At 59.3% G+C, this 19,167-nt stretch carries 20 protein-coding genes and 1 pseudogene; 11 read left to right on the top strand and 10 right to left on the bottom strand.

Annotation, left to right across the window (positions count from 1 at the left end; translation table 11 throughout):
- The gene (gene ubiB, locus ACEWPJ_RS00840) at positions 1 to 1,530 is read left to right on the top strand and encodes a 2-polyprenylphenol 6-hydroxylase (protein WP_416510261.1); all 1,530 of its coding nucleotides are present in this window, start codon (positions 1 to 3) and stop codon (positions 1,528 to 1,530) included.
- A 12-nt stretch (positions 1,531 to 1,542) separates the two neighbouring features.
- On the opposite strand, the gene ACEWPJ_RS00835 is transcribed toward ubiB, so the two are convergent.
- Both ACEWPJ_RS00835 and ACEWPJ_RS00830 read right to left on the bottom strand, forming a co-directional pair.
- Positions 1,543 to 2,214, bottom strand: a complete 672-nt coding sequence (locus tag ACEWPJ_RS00835) for a flagellar hook capping FlgD N-terminal domain-containing protein (RefSeq protein WP_416510260.1) — start codon at positions 2,212 to 2,214, stop codon at positions 1,543 to 1,545.
- Between the two features lie 10 nt (positions 2,215 to 2,224).
- On the bottom strand, positions 2,225 to 2,890 hold the full coding sequence (locus tag ACEWPJ_RS00830) for a flagellar hook-length control protein FliK (protein WP_416510259.1): 666 nt from the start codon (positions 2,888 to 2,890) through the stop codon (positions 2,225 to 2,227).
- A gap of 259 nt (positions 2,891 to 3,149) precedes the next feature.
- On the opposite strand from ACEWPJ_RS00830, the gene ACEWPJ_RS00825 reads away from it, so the two are divergent.
- From ACEWPJ_RS00825 to ACEWPJ_RS00810, 4 genes are all read left to right on the top strand, one after another.
- On the top strand, positions 3,150 to 3,344 hold the full coding sequence (locus ACEWPJ_RS00825; RefSeq protein ID WP_416510258.1) for a hypothetical protein: 195 nt from the start codon (positions 3,150 to 3,152) through the stop codon (positions 3,342 to 3,344).
- An 81-nt stretch (positions 3,345 to 3,425) separates the two neighbouring features.
- Entirely contained in the window at positions 3,426 to 3,713 is a 288-nt protein-coding gene (locus ACEWPJ_RS00820) for a rod-binding protein (protein WP_416510257.1), read from the top strand.
- Positions 3,703 to 4,050: a hypothetical protein gene (locus ACEWPJ_RS00815; RefSeq protein ID WP_416510256.1), complete on the top strand. Its 348-nt coding sequence runs from the start codon at positions 3,703 to 3,705 to the stop codon at positions 4,048 to 4,050. The genes ACEWPJ_RS00820 and ACEWPJ_RS00815 overlap by 11 nt, the downstream gene beginning before the upstream one ends.
- Positions 4,051 to 4,248: 198 nt before the next feature.
- The gene (locus ACEWPJ_RS00810) at positions 4,249 to 4,434 is read left to right on the top strand and encodes a hypothetical protein (protein WP_416512977.1); all 186 of its coding nucleotides are present in this window, start codon (positions 4,249 to 4,251) and stop codon (positions 4,432 to 4,434) included.
- Here ACEWPJ_RS00810 and ACEWPJ_RS00805 read toward each other — a convergent pair.
- A pseudogene (locus ACEWPJ_RS00805) lies at positions 4,371 to 5,669 on the bottom strand (flagellar hook protein FlgE); the annotation flags it as partial. The gene ACEWPJ_RS00810 and the pseudogene ACEWPJ_RS00805 sit on opposite strands and share 64 nt — an antisense overlap.
- Before the next feature lie 97 nt (positions 5,670 to 5,766).
- A complete protein-coding gene (locus tag ACEWPJ_RS00800) occupies positions 5,767 to 6,588 on the bottom strand; it encodes a flagellar motor protein MotB (protein WP_416510255.1) in 822 nt (273 codons plus the stop codon).
- A 175-nt stretch (positions 6,589 to 6,763) separates the two neighbouring features.
- On the opposite strand from ACEWPJ_RS00800, the gene ACEWPJ_RS00795 reads away from it, so the two are divergent.
- Positions 6,764 to 7,918, top strand: coding sequence for a sugar transporter (locus ACEWPJ_RS00795; RefSeq protein ID WP_416510254.1), 1,155 nt, complete (start codon positions 6,764 to 6,766; stop codon positions 7,916 to 7,918).
- Positions 7,919 to 7,926: 8 nt separating this feature from the next.
- Entirely contained in the window at positions 7,927 to 8,598 is a 672-nt protein-coding gene (locus ACEWPJ_RS00790) for an ABC transporter ATP-binding protein (RefSeq protein WP_416510253.1), read from the top strand.
- Here ACEWPJ_RS00790 and ACEWPJ_RS00785 read toward each other — a convergent pair.
- Positions 8,586 to 9,587: an NAD-dependent epimerase/dehydratase family protein gene (locus ACEWPJ_RS00785; protein WP_416510252.1), complete on the bottom strand. Its 1,002-nt coding sequence runs from the start codon at positions 9,585 to 9,587 to the stop codon at positions 8,586 to 8,588. The genes ACEWPJ_RS00790 and ACEWPJ_RS00785 overlap by 13 nt on opposite strands.
- A gap of 94 nt (positions 9,588 to 9,681) precedes the next feature.
- On the opposite strand from ACEWPJ_RS00785, the gene ACEWPJ_RS00780 reads away from it, so the two are divergent.
- Complete coding sequence (locus ACEWPJ_RS00780) at positions 9,682 to 10,614, top strand: glycosyltransferase family 2 protein (RefSeq protein WP_416510251.1); 933 nt, start codon at positions 9,682 to 9,684, stop codon at positions 10,612 to 10,614.
- 197 nt (positions 10,615 to 10,811) lie between these two features.
- Positions 10,812 to 12,656 carry an OmpA family protein gene (locus ACEWPJ_RS00775; protein ID WP_416510250.1) on the top strand — a complete coding sequence of 615 codons (1,845 nt, stop codon included), beginning with the start codon at positions 10,812 to 10,814 and terminating at the stop codon, positions 12,654 to 12,656.
- A 36-nt stretch (positions 12,657 to 12,692) separates the two neighbouring features.
- Here the strand turns inward: ACEWPJ_RS00775 and ACEWPJ_RS00770 are convergent, their stop codons facing one another.
- Genes ACEWPJ_RS00770 through ACEWPJ_RS00750 form a run of 5 tightly spaced genes read right to left on the bottom strand, consistent with a single transcriptional unit; the run spans position 12,693 to position 16,770 of the window.
- Positions 12,693 to 13,211, bottom strand: coding sequence for a GAF domain-containing protein (locus ACEWPJ_RS00770; protein ID WP_416510249.1), 519 nt, complete (start codon positions 13,209 to 13,211; stop codon positions 12,693 to 12,695).
- A complete protein-coding gene (locus ACEWPJ_RS00765) occupies positions 13,195 to 13,947 on the bottom strand; it encodes an ABC transporter ATP-binding protein (protein ID WP_416510248.1) in 753 nt (250 codons plus the stop codon). The genes ACEWPJ_RS00770 and ACEWPJ_RS00765 overlap by 17 nt, the downstream gene beginning before the upstream one ends.
- Positions 13,944 to 14,777 (bottom strand): ABC transporter ATP-binding protein, encoded by an 834-nt coding sequence (locus tag ACEWPJ_RS00760; protein ID WP_416510247.1) that lies wholly within the window; start codon positions 14,775 to 14,777, stop codon positions 13,944 to 13,946. The genes ACEWPJ_RS00765 and ACEWPJ_RS00760 overlap by 4 nt, the downstream gene beginning before the upstream one ends.
- Entirely contained in the window at positions 14,774 to 15,676 is a 903-nt protein-coding gene (locus tag ACEWPJ_RS00755) for an ABC transporter permease (protein ID WP_416510246.1), read from the bottom strand. Before ACEWPJ_RS00755 ends, ACEWPJ_RS00760 begins: the two co-directional genes overlap by 4 nt.
- The gene (locus tag ACEWPJ_RS00750) at positions 15,676 to 16,770 is read right to left on the bottom strand and encodes an ABC transporter permease (protein WP_416510245.1); all 1,095 of its coding nucleotides are present in this window, start codon (positions 16,768 to 16,770) and stop codon (positions 15,676 to 15,678) included. Before ACEWPJ_RS00750 ends, ACEWPJ_RS00755 begins: the two co-directional genes overlap by 1 nt.
- 80 nt (positions 16,771 to 16,850) lie before the next feature.
- Here ACEWPJ_RS00750 and ACEWPJ_RS00745 point away from each other — a divergent pair, with 80 nt between their 5' ends.
- Together ACEWPJ_RS00745 and ACEWPJ_RS00740 are read left to right on the top strand one after the other, a co-directional pair.
- Positions 16,851 to 17,468 carry a helix-turn-helix domain-containing protein gene (locus tag ACEWPJ_RS00745; protein ID WP_416510244.1) on the top strand — a complete coding sequence of 206 codons (618 nt, stop codon included), beginning with the start codon at positions 16,851 to 16,853 and terminating at the stop codon, positions 17,466 to 17,468.
- 24 nt (positions 17,469 to 17,492) lie between these two features.
- Positions 17,493 to 19,082, top strand: coding sequence for an ABC transporter substrate-binding protein (locus ACEWPJ_RS00740; RefSeq protein ID WP_416510243.1), 1,590 nt, complete (start codon positions 17,493 to 17,495; stop codon positions 19,080 to 19,082).
- Positions 19,083 to 19,167: the final 85 nt, after the last annotated feature.

Below are 19,167 nucleotides of genomic sequence, written 5' to 3'. Positions count from 1 at the left end.
ATGCGCGGCCCGCACAATATCTGGCGGCTGGTACGCACCGGCGCCACGTTAGAGCGGACGGGTGCAATGGGCGTCGTGCTTGATGCGATGGACGCGCCTGCCTCGCTTCGTATTGCGGCGCGGATTCTGGGTTGGCCGTTCAAGTGGCTCGGCCTAAAGGGTGATCCGTCAATGCCACCGGCGACGCGGGCGCTGACCGCGCTTGGCCCGGCCTACATCAAGTTCGGCCAGGTGCTATCAACCCGCCCCGATCTGGTTGGCGAAGACCTCGCCTGGCAACTACGCGTGTTGCAGGACAAGCTGCCACCGTTTTCGACCGAAATCGCAAAGCAAAGCGTGGCAGAGGAGTTAGGCACGCCGGTCGACGCGCTGTTTGACGAATTCAGCCCGCCGGTCGCGGCGGCCTCCATCGCGCAGGTCCACAAGGCCAAGCTTGCCGGGACCGACGATCAGGTTGCGATCAAAGTCTTGCGGCCAAAGGTCGAACGCGCGCTGCAAAAGGACATCGATGCGTTCTATTTCGCAGCGTCGATGATTGAACTGCTCTCCCCATCTTCCCGCCGGTTGCGGCCGCATGATGTGATCGAACACTTCGAACGTCTGGTGCTCAGCGAACTCGACCTGCGGCTGGAAAGCGCATCGGCGTCGGAATTCGCAGCGAACACCGCCGATGATTCTGCGTTTCAGGTGCCGAAGGTGCGTTGGCAGCTCTCCGGTCGCCGCGTGATGACGCTCGACTGGGCCGAGGGCACGCCGCTTGGCGATAACGCAGCACTTGATGCAGCGGGGCATGACCGGGTTCGTCTTGGCGAGAAGGTGCTTCAGGTGTTCTTGAGTCACGCGCTGCGCGACGGATTTTTTCACGCGGATATGCATCAGGGCAACCTGAAGGTCGCCGCCAACGGCGACCTGATCGCCTACGATTTCGGGATCATGGGTGACATCGATGAATACACGCGCCGGGTCTACGCCGAAATACTCTATGGCTTCATCAAGCGCGATTATCGCCGCGTCGCCGAAGTGCATTTTGAGGCCGGATATGTGCCCGCCGACCGTGATGTCGAAGAGTTCGCCCGCGCCTTGCGCGCTGTGGGTGAGCCGATCTTCGGTATGGACGCGAGCAATATTTCGATGGGCAATCTGCTAAGCTACCTGTTCGAAGTGACAGAGCGGTTCGGGATGGAAACCCGGACGGAACTTATTCTGCTCCAACGCACAATGGTCGTCGTCGAAGGCGTCGCGCGATCGCTCGACCAGCATATCAACATCTGGCAGGTCGCCCGCCCAATCGTCGAAGATTACATCAAGCAAAGCATCGGCCCCCGCGCCCTGCTGCGCGATCTTGGCCGGACGCTTCAGGTCGTCGCACGCTTCGGCCCACAACTGCCACAACTTGCCGAAGCGGCACTGGTCCGTCAGGCGCAAGACCCGGTGTCAAAACCAACGTCGTCGCCGTGGCGCAACATCGGTTTCATGGCGCTTGGCGCGGCGCTGGTCGGGGTCGGGGCGGCAGTTGCATCCCTGTTCTGAGGGGTGAGCGTATCAGCCTGACCCGTCCGGCTCCCGCAGCGCTGTGATGTCATCCGCCTCAACCTTAGCGCCGCTGTCCAGAACAAACACCGTCTGTCCGTTTTCGCTCCGCGCCTCGGTGATGCGCGCGTAGGTTTCAATCGGCGTTGTTCCCAAGGCTTCTGTCCCTGAATAACTCTCAACCTCAAAACTATAGGCACCACTCGGCACCGGGGTTCCGTCATCCCCGACACCAGCCCAGTTGATTGGATCATCGGTCACCGGAATATCGAACCGCTGCACCTCATCCCCAGCAGCGTTTCGCACGACCAGTTGGGCGGCATCCGCGTTGGCGGCTGGCTTGGGGGTCAGCTCAATCGGGGTGCCATCAAATTGCGTGGGCGCGGCGGCCCGTGCCTCCATCCCGACCCAAGAGGCCATCTGCGACAACCCGGAAAGCCCCATCTGCGCGCCCATTCCTTGTAAAAGATCGTTCGTGCGGACCTGCTGCTCCACCCCCGAAAACGTGGCGAGTTGCACGGCGAAATCCTGCGACTGCATCGGATTCAGCGGGTCTTGGTTCTGAATCTGCGCAGTCAGCATTTTCAGAAAGGTTTCAAAATCCGAATTGATCGCCGCGGCACTTTGCGTTTTCGGGGAATCCACCGGTTTCGGTGCCGTTGCGGTGGCCTGAGTCACATCCATCTTTTTTCCTTCAAAGCCTAAGATCGAGCCTGTCCGGCTGATCGATTGTCAACGTCACGACAGCGTCCGTTTGCAGCGGTTCAAGGGGTATATCCCCCTCCTCCGAAGGCATTTCAGATTGATCGGGCGACTGATCTCTCTGACCGAACTGGAATGTAACTTCGGAATACCCAATCTCTCCAAATTCCTGCGCGAGAAGGTCAATGTTCCGTCGGAGCAAATCGCCCGTCTCGGGCCGTTCGGTCAGAATCGACACGGTGATCCCACCGTCTGACGTATGAAGTGATAGTCTCACCCGGCCCAGTTCCTCTGGCGACAAGGTCAGTTCAACCGGTTGACCGGCATGCATGTTAGATGCGTTGGCTAGCTGCTGCAGAACTGCCTGAGGGATCGTCGGCCGCTGGACTGGATCGCTGCGCATAGGCGGCGATGTGGTTTCGGTATGAATATGGACACGCTCTGCCGCCCCGAAGTCTGTTGTGAGCGGCCGGTCCGGCTGGCCTGCTTCCCCACCTGAAAGCGCCAGCGCGGGGCCATGATCGGGGATGGGCGGCAGGGATATTTGATCCGGTGCGGCTTGCGTGGCGCGGGCATCCGGCAAAACCTTACCCCTCGGGACATCAACGTGATCGGAACGGTCAGACGCGTCTGCGCCGCGTTGCTTCGCCCCAGCCATTGGAGGAACATTTTTTGCAAGGGTCTGGGCAGCAACCAGCTGTGGGACAACTTGAGTCTGAACAGGTGGTTTAGATTGGCGAGTGGGTTGCTCCGGGGTCGCACCCTCCGGCCCCCCAACAGCCGATTTCGACCCGGGTGCCTCACCATCGGGAACAGCAACAATGTCGCCCTGCGGATACAAACTGCCAGCTAAGGCGTGTTCCAACCCCTTCACCTTCGGCGCCACTTTAGTCGTGAGATCAGGCGGGGGCTGGCCGATGCTCAAATCGGTATCAACCGACGGCTCAACACTCCCCTCATCCACCGAAAACACCTCCGATCCCGGCACAGAATCGGGACCGGCCTTCGACGTCCCATCCTTCCCCGGCGCGACTGGTGGTCGTGGCCCGACCGGTTGCGGCAAAATCTGCGTCGCTGACATCCTCATCCTCGGAGTTCTTCCGTTTGCCTGACCCTAACCGCCAGTTGATTACCGGTTCTTTACCGAATTCGGCCAACCTCACCGAAAGTGCATTCAATTGGAGCGATCGATTATGCCCGACATCACCGCCGTTTCCACCAACCACCCGCCGCAATTGGCGGCGCCGACCGACGCCCGACTGCGCGAAACCGCTGAAGCGCTTGAGGCCAGTTTCCTTGCCGAAATGCTGAAATCCGCTGGATTCGGCACACCCCGCGAAAGCTTCGGTGGCGGCGTTGGGGAAGAACAGTTCGGCTCTTTCCTCAGGCAAGCGCAGGTCGAGGAAATGGTGAAGCGCGGCGGAATCGGCCTTGCTGAAAGCATCTTTGAATCGCTGAAGGAACGAACACATGACCGCTGAGATGGCATTGCACGATATCGACGCCGTGCTTGAGGCCGAGCGCGAGGCGATTCTGGCCGGGCGGCTTGAGGATGTAAGCAGGCTGGTTGCGCAAAAGGAAAGGTTGCTGGACTCAACCAATTTTGCGGAAATTCACCCCGACGATCTAAAGCGGCTGCGCGCAAAAGCGCAGCGCAACGAACAGTTGCTAAGCAGCGCGATGGCCGGATTGCGGCGCGCCATGGCGCGGATTGAAGAGCTTCGCGAGGGCGGCACCGGCCTGAACACCTATACCCAATCGGGCGGGAAAACGGCGCTTGGCACCGGTGGCGCTCCGCGGGTTGAGAAAAAGGCGTAAAGCTCTCCGACTGATTCAAATGCGAATGACTTTGGATTCTGCGCTTAGGGCGGCGTTAGCAATTCCCGGACAGATTGATCAGGCATCGTAAAGAGATGGCGCAGCTTCGGCCCAAAACGCCGGGCGACGCAATGTCAGAATGACATCGAACTTGGCCACTTTGGTGGCACATCCTGTAACCCGGCGCAAAAGCGTCGCATGAATTTAGGACACGAAATCATGTCAAGCATTCTGACCAACAACAGCGCGATGGTCGCGCTGCAAACTTTGAAGACAATCAATAGCGGGCTTGAAAAAACCCAAAGCGAAATTTCCACCGGTAAGTCGGTTGCATCCGCCAAGGACAACGCGACCGTCTGGATGACCTTTGCGTTCGACGAATAGGCGCGCTGCGTCTGGATGAGCGCGGTGAGTTCACCCGCAACATCGGTCGTCGACCCTTCACGCGAATACCCGGCGACGGCACCGGTCGGGCCATCGCCCGCATCCCAAAGGAAGAACGACCCGCTGCTGGGCGACACCTGATAGGCTTGGTTGTTCAGCGCGATCAGGCCGTTGGGGCTGGGAACGTCCACCAGTGGCACCTGATATAGATCGCGGACGAATCCGGTGTCGTAGGTCGCGGTGATCATGCCGTCGCCATCGATCTCGACCGATGACAGGTTTCCGACCGGGGACCCGTTCTTCGTGATCGAGGTTGGCGCAAAGTTGTCGGACAATTGCGTCAGCCCGTTCGTATCGCCAACCTGCCCAATCGCCATCGTCAGCGGCCCACCCGCAACTGCCAGATCAAGGGTTCCCGTCGCGGCATCATACGTCCCGCCCGAGATTCGATCGACCTGCTGCAAAGTCCCGCCATTCCCCCGGCTGGCATTGAAGGTGAGTGTGTATTCGCCGATTGATGCGCCGCCCTGCGCCGAATCCGTAATCACCATCGACCATTCGTTTGGCGTGCCGGATGTCGGATAGGTTGGCGTGAAGGTGATGTCGAGCGTTTCTGACGTGCCGAGGTTTCCGAAATACTCCACCGAAAGCGGCAGTGCGGTACCATTGCCGCCATCCGTCGCCTCGGTTGCGGGCAGATTGACGCCAAGGTTAATCTCGGTCGTTGGGTCGCCAGCGGATTGGTTGGCGTTGATCTGCACCGGCTCCAACCCCGAGATCGTGTCGCGCGGGTAAGAAGCGATGGAGCCATCCGCCCCTGCCGGCCAACCTAGAAGCACCAAGCCGCTTTCCGTTTTTAGTATGCCGTTGGAGTCCGTATGAAACGATCCGGTCGTCGTCATAAGCAGGGGTTGGTCGCCCGTCATATTGCCCATCGCGACCTCAGCCGTGACTGGCAACATGCCCCGCCCGGCGACGGCGATATCCATCGCGTTGTCGGTTGAAACGAGTGCGCCGCGCTCTTCGATCAATCGGTTGGTTTGGGCGCGCACGCCCCCGGCGGAATAGACGCCCGCCCCGGCGGATTGCGTGATCACGAACGATTCGAAATCAGCCTCCGCCCGTTTGTATCCATAGGTTCCCGAATTCGCGATATTGTCGGAAATCGTGGCGAGCCGCGTTGCGTTCGCGTTCAAACCCGCGACCCCGGCGTTCAGCGAAGAAGAAATGGTCATGGTGCGCCTTTCTGCTGCATCAGTCCTTGAATTGGACTCAGCCTTGCAGATGACCACTTAACAGCGCGCTAACATCTAAAATGCGATCAAAACCTTTCTAGGGCTCCGCCCGCAGCAGAACCAGCTCCAGCCGGTTGTTGCGCACCGACATCGGGTTGTCTGACGCTGGTTTACGATCCGCAAAGCCCGTCACGCGCTGGATACGTCGACCCGGCAGACCAGCCGTTTCAAGCAGCGTCCGAACCCGATCCGCGCGGGCGGTCGACAGATCCCAAACCGGGTTTTCGTTGAGAACGATCGGGTGGGACCGGATGTGGCCGTTCACCGCCACTTCATTGTTGACGGTGGCAAAGACATCAACCAGCACGTCGGCGATCACCACCATCGTGCGGGTTGGAACGGCCCCGCCATCGGCAAAAAGCGGTGTATCGCCGGTATCGAACACTTCGATAATCAGCCCCTCATCCGTCACGCGCGTTACGATGTGCCGTAGAGTTTCGTCCGGCAACGCGCTTTCACCGCCGCGACCTGACAGCATATCAGCAACTTCTTGCAACGGATCGGCGGCCTTGCCCCCGGAACTGGTCGATTGCGTCGCATCCATCGGTGCGGGATATCCGCCCGTTCGGCCAGCGCCGTTCTGCGATAGGGTTTCATCTGAAAAGACACTATCCCCGCCAAAAGAGCCATCCCCGCCCCCGGAAATCCGGTTCACCGGAATGGTCGGACTAAAGTAATCCGCTATCCCTTTGCGTTGTTTTTCCGTCGTCGCATTCAAAAGCCACATCAACATGAAGAAGGCCATCATCGCAGTGACAAAGTCCGCATATGCGACCTTCCAAGCGCCACCGTGGTGGCCATCGCTGCTAACGATTTTCTTCCTCTTGATGATTATGGGCGCGTTTGACTTCGCACTCATCCCACCACCTATTTGTTCACCCGAACTCTGTCCTAGCAGCCGAATCTGAATGGTCGATTAATCGGCAATGATCGGATGATCTGGCCCGTATTAAGTCGGGTTTAACGGTCTTTGCGCAGAGATAGCGGTGCCAGCGCGGACTCTGATTGCGTGGCACTTGCCAGAAGGTGACGATTTGAAAGACCACGCGCACGATCAAATACTCGAAGACAGCGGCCTTGCCCCGCCAGCGCGGCTGCGGCGGCGGCATATCGGTCTTATCGCGAGCTTTGTTTTTCTGGTTCTACTGCCCATAGCGGCGTCAGGAGCCTACCTTTTCTTGGTCGCCAAGGATCAATACGCGTCGCGCGTCGGATTCGCTGTGCGGACGGAAGAAACCGGATCGGCCGTCGAACTTTTGGGGGGAATCACCGACCTTTCGGGCAGCAGCACGTCGGATACGGACATCCTTTACGAATATATCCAAAGCCAACAGATGGTGCGGAAAATCGACGCCATCGTTGATCTGAATAGTCTCTATTCCGCCCCAAAGGACCCAATTTTTGCCCTTGGAGCCGATCCTACGATTGAGGATCTGGTCGATCACTGGCGCGATATCGTGAAGGTTTACTACGACTCCGGCAGCAAGTTGATTGAGATTCGGGTGACGGCCTTCACGCCACAGGATGCGCAGCAAATCGCGACCGCCGTGTTCGACGAAAGCTCCGCGATGATAAACCGTCTGTCTGCCATCGCCCGCGATGACGCGACCCGCTACGCGCGGGAGGAGCTTGAAGCCGCCCTTGCCCGTCTTAAAGCCGCGCGGCTGGCGATGACAAACTTTCGCATCCGCACGCAAATCGTCGACCCCGACGCCGATCTTCAGGGGCGGATGGGGCTATTGAACAATCTGCAAAGTCAGTTGGCGACCGCGCTGATCGAACATGACATCCTGCTTGAAAACACGCTGCCGACCGATACGCGCGTCAAACAGGCCGAACGCCGGATCGCCGTGATCGAAGGGCGGATACGCGAGGAACGCAACCAATTCAGCCGCGGCGACGGCGAGGATGATAGCGCTTATGCGACCGTGGTTGGCGATTATGAAAGCCTCGCCGTTGATCTGGAATTCGCTGAAAGCGCTTACGTTTCGGCGCTTGCCGCCCATGATGCCGCGCAGGCGGAGGCCCAGCGCCAATCCCGTTACCTCGCCGCATTTGTAGAGCCTACACTGGCCGAACGCGCCGAATATCCGAAACGGATCACGCTGCTCGCGACGATCAGCCTGTTTCTGTTCGTTGGCTGGGCCACGGCGATGCTGATCTTCTACAGCATCCGCGACCGACGCTGAGGGGTTCAATGATCCGGCTTCGACATCTGTCAAAAACCTATCTCGTACGCGGCCAACGCAAATGTGTTGCCGACAACATCTCAATTGATCTGCCGGCGGGCCGTTCTATCGCACTATTGGGTCGAAACGGGGCGGGCAAATCCAGCCTGCTTCGGATGCTTGCGGGCACGATGGACCCGGATTCAGGTTCAATCCTGATTAGTGGCAGTGTTTCATGGCCAGTGGGATTTGCGGGTAGTTTTTCGCCTGACCTGACCGGCGCGCAGAACACCTTGTTTATCGCGCGGGTTTACGGGGTCGAAACCGCCGCATTGCTTGAAAGCGTCGAGCGGTTCGCAGAGCTTGGCGGGCATTTCAATCTGCCGGTGCGCACCTACTCTGCCGGGATGCGATCACGGCTTGCCTTCGGTATCTCAATGGGGATCAAATTTGATACCTATCTGGTGGATGAGGTGACATCGGTCGGTGACCTCCGCTTCCGCGAAAAAAGCCTCGTGGTCTTTAAAAAAAGGCTCGAAACCAGCGGAGCGGTGGTCGTCAGCCACTCCATGCCCCTGATCCGCAAGCTGTGCCAACATGGCATGGTCTTGGAAAACGGAAAGCTCACTTATTACGACGCCGTGGGTGACGCCATTGCGCGTCATGAAGGGCATTCAAAACCTCACGGTCAGGCGGCGTAGTGATCCTTATACCAGGCCACAAAACGATCGACGCCGGTTTGCAGAGATGTGTTCGGAACCTCTCCGATCAGCGCTTTCAGCAGCGCGGTATCGGCCCAGGTCGCCTTCACGTCGCCGGCCTGCATGTCCATGAAGTTCTTCTTGGCTTCCCGGCCCAGCGCGGTTTCCAGCGCTTTCACAAAATCCATCAACGGCGTCGGATCGCCCGCACCGATATTCACGACGCGAAACGGCGCGGCTGGCGACAGGCTGTCATTCGCGACCGTCGACCCCGACCCCGGCACGACGGTCAGCAGCCGGTCAATCGCAAAGACAAGGTCGTCGACATAGGTGAAATCACGGCTGAGGTGGCCTTGATTGTAAATATCGATCTCCCGATCTTCGAGGATCGCCTTGGTAAACTTGAACAACGCCATATCCGGCCTGCCCCACGGTCCATAGACAGTGAAAAACCGGAACATGGTCAGCGGCAACCCGTAAAGGTGGGCATAGGAATGGGCCATCGACTCCGTCGCTTTTTTGGTCGCGGCGTAGAAGGACAGTTGATGGTCGGCGCGATCGCGTTCCTGATAGGGCAGATCAGTATTGGCCCCGTAGGCCGAAGACGTCGACGCCAGCAGCATGTGTTTTGGCGGATAGGCGCGCGCGGCCTCAAGAAGTTCGAATGTGCCGACAAGGTTCGATGTGACGTAGGATCGCGGCTCCTCAATCGAATACCTGACCCCGGCCTGCGCGGCGAGGTGGATGACATAATCCGGTCGAAGCTCCGCAAAAAGATCGCGCAGCGCAGAAGGGTTTTCCAGTGCATTAGTAACGGTTTTGAACCCATCCTGGCGCAACAGGATATCCTGCCGCGCGTGTTTCAGCGCCGGATCGTAGTAATCGCAAAGGTTGTCGAAGCCGGTGACCTCGTGCCCCTCGGCCAGCAGCCGCATCGCGGTGTGAAACCCGATAAATCCCGCCGAACCCGTCACAAGAATCCGTGCCATAGAAAGCCTCGCCGCCAATTACGTCGCCCGGACCCTAGGCGGCGTGTGCCGAATGAACAAGCCAGCAAACGCAAATCCGCCGGAGTGTCCCTCAATGCAGCCTGAACCCATGGTCGCGATCCTGCTGGGGCTGTTCAACGGCGCACGCATGATCGACCAGCAGTTGGAGAGTTTCGCAGCGCAATACCACCAAAACTGGGCGTTGATCGTTTCCGATGACGGCTCCACCGACGACAGCCGCCGCCATGTGGGCGAGTTTGCGCAGAAGAACCCTGATCGCACCGTGCTGTCCAATACCGGCCCAAGGCGTGGTTTCACGCAGAATTTCCTTCATCTTTTGGCGATTTCTGGTGAAACAGTGCCTTATGTGGCGCTTTCCGACCAGGATGATATCTGGAAGCCCGATAAGCTTCGCCGGGCTATTCAGGCGCTGCAAAAGGTCGATGGCGGGACGCCCGCGCTTTACGCTTCTCGCACGGCGATATGTAATCGGACCCTTCGTGTGACGGGGCTGTCGCCGCTGTTTTCCCGCACGCCGTCCTTTCGAAACGCATTGGTGCAGAGCATTGGCGGCGGCAACACGATGGTGCTGAACCGCGCGGCTTTGGATCTTGTCCAACAGGCGGGACAGTTTGCGGGCGGCATCGTTTCGCATGATTGGTGGATCTACCAGATCGTCACCGGAGCGGGTGGTCACGTCATCTACGACCCGGAGCCGAGTGTTCTTTATCGTCAGCACGGACGGAATGTCATCGGCGAAAACGGCTCTATTTCGGCGAAAATCGCGCGTATTCGGATGCTGATTGGTGGCCGATTCCGGCATTGGAACCGGTCAAACATCGCGGCGCTGCGCGGGGCTGAGGCACTGCTGACGGCTGAGAGCGTCCAGATTTTGGACGATTTCGAGGAGATGCATCGAGCGAGTGCTGCGCGGAGATTGAAGCTTCTGAAACGGGCGGGGCTGTATCGGCAGACCACCAGCGGGCAGATCGCGCTGATCTTCGCGGCGGCATTCGGCGGTCTTTAGCTTACACTCCCGGCGGGCGCGAGAGCCCATATCCCCTTGTTTTACAGGCTATCGGCGAGCGACGGACGCGTTCTGAGCGGGAATCCGTCAACTTCCCCTTGGATGCGTCGGGCGACAATGAAACCAATTCCTATGTCAGCCGTTCTTTCCACGACCGCCCCGTCACGATGTCGGGCCCACCGGAGTATGAAAAGATGATGAAATCGCTGAAAACAACGAGGGCCCTCGTGGCAAGCCTCGCCCTGATCGCGCCGTCCCCCGCTTGGACCCAAGCCGCGGAAACCGAAGAAACTACGACGATGTGCCCTGAAGGATCGGATCAGCCCTGCGAGAATGCGGAGCAGAGCGGTGAGGTGACAGAGGAGCCTGTCGAAGAGGTTGAGGAGGAGGCGCCAGTCGAAACCGAAGAGGCCGCGCCGGTTGAAGAGGCTCCTGCCGAAGAAACGGCAGTTGAAGAGGAACAAGTAGAAGAGGCACCTGCTGAGGAAGAGGCGGCGCCGACCGAAGAGGCACCGGCTGAGGGCGCTCCGGCTGAAGAGGCTGCGCCGGCTGAAGACGCGACTGAGACAGAAGCCGAAACCGGCGAAGCCAATGAGGAGGCTCCTGTTGAGGAGGCGCCCGTGACTGAAACGCCAGTAGAGGAAACTCCCGAAACCGACGCTCCGGCAGAGGAAGTTCAGGAAGAACAGTCTGCGGACGCGCCTGTCGAAGAAGCTCCGACCGAGACCGAGGCTGAGGCTGAGGCGACGGAAGAAGCTCCTGCCGAGTCAGGCGATGAATCGGCCGCTGAAGAAACCCAGCCCGAGGCAGAAGCGGAGACAACAGACGACGCTCCGGCAGAGGCGGACGCCGAAACCAGCGCTGAGACTGACGAACCGGAAGCGGTCGAAAGCGAAACGGCGGACCCGGAGGCTGAGGCCGCACCGGAAAGTGACGACAGCGCCGAAGAAGAAACCATCGTCGTTGATGACGCGCCCGAGACAGCCGCCGCTGCCACCGAAGGTGAAAGCGAGCCGGTGGAAGTTATCGAGGACACCGTGACCGAAGAAACCGCGCGGTCCAGCGATGAGGATTTTGAAACATCGGTTGGCGAAGCCGCCACTGCTGCGGCCCCCGCCGCGTCCGCCTCATCGGATGATAGCGGTCTCAGCAACCTTGAGAAAGCCGCCATAGTTGGTCTTGGTGCGCTCGCCGTTGGTGCGTTGCTTAACAACGGGTCCGAAGTCGTGTCGAACTCCGGCGACCGGGTCGTTGTCCGTGATGGCAACCAGTTCCGTGTATTGAAAGATGATGACGCGCTGTTGCGTCGTCCGGGGATCGAAACCCGCACAGCTCGCTATAGCGATGGGTCCACCCGCACGATCATGAACCGGCCGGATGGCTCGCAGATCACCACGATCCGCGATGCGCAAGGCCGCGTTCTGCGCCGGACCCGGATTGAACCGGACGGAACCGAGTTGCTGCTGTTTGACGACACGCTCGCCTCTGACCCGGTCGATCTGACGAACCTGCGGCGTTCCAGCCGCGATATTGAGGTCATCGATTTTTCCAAGACGGATCAACAGGCGCTGCGCGACGCGCTTGAGGCCGAAGCCTCTGCTGATGTGGATCGCCGCTATTCCCTGCGGCAGGTGCGGAACATTCGCGAAGTGCGCGAACTGATGCCGCGCGTCGACCTTGATGCGGTCAACTTTGAAACCGGGTCTGCCGCGATTGCGCCGGAAGAGGCCCGCGCGTTACGGGCGCTTGGCGTGTTGCTTGAGGAATACATCCGCGAAAACCCGCGCGAGGTTTTCCTGATCGAAGGCCACACCGACGCCGTTGGCAGCACCTCAAGCAACCTCGCGCTGTCTGACCGTCGGGCGGAATCGGTTGCCTTGGCGCTGACCGAGTATTTCGACGTTCCACCGGAAAACCTTATCGTCCAAGGCTATGGCGAGGATTTTCTGAAAGTGCAGACAGATGGGCCATCGGAAGAAAACCGCCGCGCGACGGTTCGCCGGATCACGCCGCTTCTGCGAAGCGCGGCAGCGGCCAACTAAAAAGCGATCTGACCCATCCGCACGGGCGCGGGTGGGTCAGGCCGTTCGCTGCTGCGGTTCGGCAAAAGCCATTGCTCGCTTGGCTGGGGCCGTCAGAACTTCCTTCACCACTGCGACACGGGCGGGTGTGTAATACTGTTCTTCGTGCAGTATGTTCATCGTCGCAACCAACTGCCCGTCTTCGATGATAGGCAGGTTCACGACGGATCCGCACCCAAGCTGGCCGATCAACTCTGCATCGGGGAACACAGCGTCAATCTCAGCCAGCGTGTTGGCAACGAAGGTTTCATGGCGGTCATGCACGACCTCAAACCAACTGTCCATTTCGACGGGTTTCGTGCCGGATGTCGGATAGTTCACTGGATCGTTCGTATAGGCACGACGGGCGACGCCGGCCTCCATATCGACGGTCATGATAGTGAACAGCTTGGCACCGACGACCGCTTGGGTCAGGTCACAGAGGGCATCAAAGGCTTCGGTCGATGATTGTGCGACAGCGAGCGCGTCGTCAAAGATTTCGAGGGCATGATCGTGCATATCAGACGTGTCCGTCATGTTGTGTGCCACCGCTCGCGGCGTAGAGTTCCTGGGTATAGGCGTGGTCGAACGATCCATCGCGCAAGGCAGTGGCCTCGGCAATTTCAACCACGCGGCCCTTGTTCATCACGGCCATCCGATCGCACATGAAGCCCACGACGGGCAGGTTGTGCGTGACCATCAAATAGGTCAGCCCCTGTTCGCGGCGCAACCGTTTCAGCAGGTTCAAAATCTCTGCCTGCACCGACACGTCCAGCGCGCTGGTCGGTTCATCCAGCAGCATCAGCTTCGGCTCAAGCATCAGGGCGCGAGCGATGGCGACGCGTTGACGTTGACCGCCGGACAGCTGATGCGGAAACCGAAAGCGGAAGCGTTGGTCAAGCCCAACGGCGGCCAAAGTCTCCGCCACCCGGCTGTCGCGATTTCCGATGCCATGGACGACGAGAGGCTCGGACAGAACCGAATCCACCGTCTTACGCGGGTGGAGCGATCCGTAGGGGTCTTGAAACACCATCTGGCAGGTTCCGGCAAAGGCGCGGTCGGTACCGTGGCCGCGCGGCTTACCAAAGACCGACATCTCTCCCGCCCAATCCGGCGCAAGGCCCGCAATCGCCTTCAGCACCGTCGACTTGCCCGATCCGCTTTCCCCGACGAGGGCAAAGCTTTCTCCGTCCGCAACGTCAAAGCTGACACCTTCGACAACCTTGGTCGGCCCGTAGGAAATATCGAGGTTTCGAAGGGAAATCGCTGTCATGTCCCGCTCCAGCTACTGCGGTCAAGCACGGGGAGTTCAGCGCGGGTTTCGTGCATTGCGGGGATCGCGGCCAGCAGACCCCGCGTATAGGGGTGCGTCGCCTTGTGCAAATCGCTTGCGACGCATTCTTCGACGACTTCGCCGGCATTCATCACAAGGATACGGTCGCAGTAACGCGCCACCAGATTGAGGTCGTGGCTGATCAGGATCAGGCCCATGCCCTTACCAGTCACAAGCTCATCAATCAGGTCGAGGACTTGCGCCTGCACCGAGACATCAAGCGCCGATGTGGGTTCGTCTGCGATCAGCAGGTCAGGGCTGGGGATCAGCATCATTGCGATCATTACCCGTTGGCCCATCCCGCCCGACACCTCATGCGGATACATCTTCGCGACCTGTTCCGGGTTGTTGATGCGCACGGCTTCCAACATCTCGATCACACGAGCCTTGATCGCCCGACGCGGCAGGGTTTCGTGGGTCCGCAATGCTTCGGCGATTTGCGACCCGATGGTCATCACCGGGTTCAGCGAAAACTTCGGATCTTGCATAATCATCGAAATTCGCGCGCCGCGCAGCGCCCGCATCTGGCGTTCGCTTTGGGTGGTAAGGTCGATGCCATCAAATTCCATCCGGGCGGCCTGCATCCGACCCGGCGCGCGGATCAACCGGAGGATCGCGCGACCGGTCATGGATTTGCCCGACCCGCTTTCCCCGACGATCCCAAGCCGTTCGCGACCTAGGGTGAAGCTTACCCCCTTCACCACGTCCACCCGGCCTTGGGTGGTCGGAAAGCTGACGCGCAGGTCATCGACATCCAGCAACGCGGTCATGATTTGCCACCCTGCTTCGGGTCCAGCACATCGCGCAGCCCGTCGCCGAGGAAACAAAACCCAAGCGACACGAGGATGATCGCAAAGCCCGGCATCGTCGCGACCCACCATTGGTCAAGGATAAACACCCGCCCGCGCGAAATCATCGCACCCCATTCCGGTAGTGGCGGCTGCGCCCCGAGACCAAGAAAGCCAAGCCCAGCCGCCGTCAGGATGATCCCCGCCATGTCGAGCGTGACGCGGACAATCATCGACGACGTGCAAAGCGGCAGGACGTGACGCGTGATGATCCGGGCATTGGACGCGCCGACCAACTGCATCGCTGCGATGAATTCGGAGTTTCGGAAGGTCAGCGTCTCCGCCCGCGCAATCCGCGCATAGGCTGGCCAGGCGGTAATCGCAATCGCGATGATCGCGTTTTCGATGCCGGGGCCAAGGGCGGCGACGAAAGCCAGCGCGAGGATCAGTTTCGGCATCGACAGGAACACATCCGTTAGGCCCATCAGCACCTTGTCGACCCAGCCGCCGAAATACCCGGAAATCGCCCCGATAATCAGGCCAAGCGGGGCCGAAATCACGGCGACCATGGCAACGATTAGCAGCGTGATCCGCGCGCCATAGACAACACGGGAAAAGATATCGCGCCCCAGCTCATCCGTGCCCATCCAATGATCGCCCGAAGGCGGCAGCAGGCGTGCACTGAGGTTCTGCCCAACAGGACTTTCCGGCGCGATCCACGGGGCGAACGCGGCCGTCGCAATCAGCAGGATTATGATGAGGGCGCCGACAACCGCCAACGGATTGCGCAGCAGCGCACCGCCCATCCGATACGCCCGCCCCATATTCGCCTGAAAACGAGAGGTCGGAGAATCCGCCAGCAACCAATCCCGCGTGGTCATTATGTGCTCCTCGGGTCAAGGATGCGGTAAAGCACATCGGAAATTTTGTTGATGAAAATGAACACCGCACCGATCACCAGCGTTGCGCCAAGTACCGCGTTCATATCAGCGTTCAGCAGCGCAACGGTCAGGTAGTTACCGATCCCTGGCCAGGAAAAGACGGTTTCGATCATCACTGACCCTTCCAGCAGCCCGGCGTAAGAAAGCCCGATCACCGTAATCAGCGGCACCCGGATCGGCTTGAACGCGTGGACCCAGATCACCCGCCATTCGGCCACGCCCTTGACCCGTGCCGTCGTCACGTATTCCTGCCCCAACTGGTCGAGCATGAAAGACCGCGTCATCCGGGCGATATAGGCAAGGCTGAAGAACCCAAGGATCGTCGCGGGCAACAGCAAATGCCCTGCTGCGTTCCAGAACACGTCGATCTGCCCTTCGATCAGGCTGTCGATCAACAAAAGGCCGGTATGTGGCTGAACTAGGCCTTCGTAGAAGATATCGACCCGTCCGGGCCCGGACACCCAGCCAAGGCCCGCGTAGAACACCGCCAGCCCGACAAGACCAAGCCAGAACGCCGGCACGGAATAGCCCAGAAGCGCCAGCACGCGGATCACCTGATCGACCCAGCTTCCCTGACGTGCGGCGGCTGTGACACCCATCGGCACGCCAATCAACACCCCGATCAGAATCCCCAGCGTCGCCATTTCAAGCGTCGCCGGAAACACCCGTGCCAAGTCATCCGCCACATCGCGGTTAGTCGAAATCGAACGGCCAAGATCGCCGCGTAGAACGCTCCAGACGTAATCCGCGAATTGCACGATCATCGGACGATCAAGCCCCATCGCGGTGCGGGCGGCATCGTATTGTTCTTGCGTGGCGCGGTCGCCGACCACTGAAAGAACCGGGTCGATTGGCACAACCCGGCCGATGAAGAACGTGATGGCGAGCAGCCCGAGGAAGGTCAACGCGACCACCACCACAAACCCCGACAGCGACCCGACCCAACGGGTCAGGGCAGGCGCGTTGTTTTGCAGTCTCGGAAAAATGGCGCTGTCCCCCACGTTCAGCCATCCCAATCGCAGGCGAAAGGGCATTTGCACTTGGATAAATATTTTTCTTGGTGAACGCAAAACTTTTTGCTTAAATCAAAAAAATTTTTGTGGACGGATATTCGATGCCAAAAACCAAGACGAAATCCGACCCGAACCTTGGCCCGCGTATTCGCAAGCGGCGCAAGCAGCAGGGTTTGACCCTTCAGGCATTGTGCGACAAGGCTGAGCTTTCGGTCGGTTATCTCAGTCAGGTGGAACGGGATAACGCGACGCCATCGCTTGGCACGCTAGCGCAGATCGCGCAGGCGTTGGACGTGGGGCTGGAATACTTCATTTCGACCCCGAAGCCGGAGGATTCCCTGACCCGCGCCGACAAGCGACCGCAATTTTCCATCGCGGGATCGTCAATCGTCTATGAATCGCTCGGCGCCGCGCTGCCGGGGGCCGAACTGTCATCCTACATCCTGCATGTTCCGGCGGGGTATGAATCGGAAATCGTCCATCACGAAGGCGAGGAGATCATCTATATCCTCGACGGTGAAATCGAGCAGACCCTCGGCGGAGAGGTCTTTCATATGACCCAAGGCGACAGCTTGCATTATAGCGGCTCGACCCCCCATTCATGGGCCAACCGAACCGATCAGGCCGCGCGCATTCTATGGACCGGAACGCTCAATGTTCTGCACCGCAAAGACGCCATTCGAATGCCAACGCCGATGGCCGCCAACGACAACGTATAAGTCCAACATCTGGAGGAGAGACTGATGAAGCTTCTGAAATCCGCCCTATTGGCGACAGCGCTAGCGCTGCCCGCCATCAGCCCCGGCGCGTGGGCCGACACGCCAGCAGGCGTGCTGGTCGTCGCGCAGAATATTGATGACATCGTCGCGATTGACCCGGCGCAAGCCTATGAATTCACCTCAGGCGAACTGGTCACGAACATCTATGACCGTCTGGTTCAATACGATGCCGAAGACCCCACGGTGCTGGCGCCCGGCCTCGCGACCGACTGGAGTGTTGACGCTGAAAACAAGACGATCATCTTCACCATGCGCGATGGCGCGACCTTCCATTCCGGCAACCCTGTTCGGGCCGAAGACGTGGTGTATTCCTTTGCCCGCGTCATCAAGCTTAACCTGACGCCCGCCTTCATCCTGACGCAGCTTGGCTGGACGCCAGAGAATGTCGGCGAGATGGTTACGTCTGAGGGCAACACCGTGACGGTAAAGTATGAGGGCGACTTTTCCCCCGCGTTCGTTCTGAACGTGCTCGCCGCGCGTCCAGCCTCTGTCGTTGATGAAATGACGGTGATGGAACACGACGTTGATGGCGATATGGGCAACGCGTGGCTTAATGAAAACTCCGCCGGCTCCGGCCCGTTTTCGCTGCAAGCCTATCAACCGGCGCAGCTTGTCCGGCTGGCCGCCAACCCGAATTACTTCAAAGAAGGCCCGAAGGTCGACAGCGTTATCATCCAGCATGTTGCCGAAGCGGCGACCCAGCAATTGCTGCTGGAATCCGGCGATGTCGATATGGCGAAGAACCTGACCTCGGACCAGATCGGATCAATTGCGTCGGACAGCATCAAAGTCGAAGTTTTCCCGCAAGCGGCTGTTCACTTCCTGTCGTTCAACCAAAAAACCGAAAGCCTGACCCCGCCCGCAGTCTGGGAAGCGGCACGGTATCTGGTGAACTACGAAGGCATGACCGACACGATCATCGCCGGGCAGATGGAAGTGCATCAGGCATTCTGGCCCAAGGGTTTCCCCGGATCGTATGATGAAACGCCTTTCACCTATGACCCTGAAAAGGCAAAGCAAATCTTGGCCGATGCAGGTGTCGAAACTCCGATCACTGTGTCACTCGATGTGATCAATGCGGCGCCCTTCACCGATATGGCGCAATCCTTGCAAGCCAGCTTTGCCGACGCGGGGATCAACTTTGAAATCCTGCCCGGCACCGGCAGTCAGGTCATCACCAAGTATCGCGAGCGGAGCCATGAGGCGATGTTGCTATATTGGGGCCCGGACTTCATGGACCCACATTCGAACGCCAAGGCGTTTGCGTATAACTCCGACAACTCTGATGACAACTATGCCGCGACGACCACATGGCGGAATGCGTGGGCCGTTCCGGATGAGTTGAACGAGATGACCAACACGGCACTGACCGAAACTGACCCGGACAAACGGCTTGAGATGTATCGCACACTTCAGCAGCGCGTTCAGGAAACGTCACCCATCGTGATCATGTTCCAAGCGGCCTATCAGGTCGCGATGAACGAAGGTGTGTCGGGCTACGTGAACGGCGCGACGTCCGACTTCGTGTTCTACCGGCTCGTCGAAAAGAACTGAGCATTCTCCCTGAACTTGGCCGCCGGCATTCCACCGGCGGCCTTTTTTTTGTGCGAATTGCTTTTCCTTTCGCGCCCCGTTTCGG

It is taken from the genome of Aliiroseovarius sp. YM-037, from assembly GCF_048060095.1.
Taxonomy (GTDB): Bacteria; Pseudomonadota; Alphaproteobacteria; order Rhodobacterales; family Rhodobacteraceae; genus JBLUOA01.
Note: the sequence above shows the minus strand (reverse complement) of the source record. Positions and strands in the feature narration are given on the sequence as shown.